The organism is Vibrio sp. Vb1554 (assembly GCF_033344235.1).
Genome location: NZ_JAWPOJ010000331.1, coordinates 1 through 456 on the forward strand (window position 1 = coordinate 1; position 456 = coordinate 456).

At 45.0% G+C, this 456-nt stretch carries 1 protein-coding gene; it reads right to left on the bottom strand.

Features of this window, described 5'->3' with window-relative positions:
* Positions 1-456: PP2C family protein-serine/threonine phosphatase (locus tag R8N28_RS26050; protein ID WP_318183763.1), on the bottom strand; the 456-nt coding region annotated here is incomplete at both ends.

A 456-nucleotide genomic window follows, 5' to 3' on the forward strand; every position in this document is an offset into this window, starting at 1 on the left:
TGTCCCGATACTTGGTCTATCGTCACCATCTCATCAACCCCAACAGCTCGGGTAATTACATTGGCTAATGGATGGGACTCTGCGTCTTCAAATGCCAACAAGCCTTGCTCAACTAACTCCATCACTTGGCTATGGTCACGAGTTTTTTGTACAAAAGTACCGTTTCTTAGTTGATAAATGCGGCTATCACCAACCCATAGGCAGTGGTAATAACCATCCTGAATAAACAACAGCACCAATGTTGTGCCCATTGTCTTTCCATCTAAGTTCATTTGAGCATATTGATAGATCTCAAAATTCGCTTGCTGCACTGCTGCGCGAATATCATCTATATTGGTGTTTGGCACATCTTGCATATGGCGTGCAATTCTGTCGACCAGCATTTGACTCGCGATATCGCCAGCGCTATGACCGCCCATGCCGTCAGCAACAACCCATATATGCTGTTCAGTCATA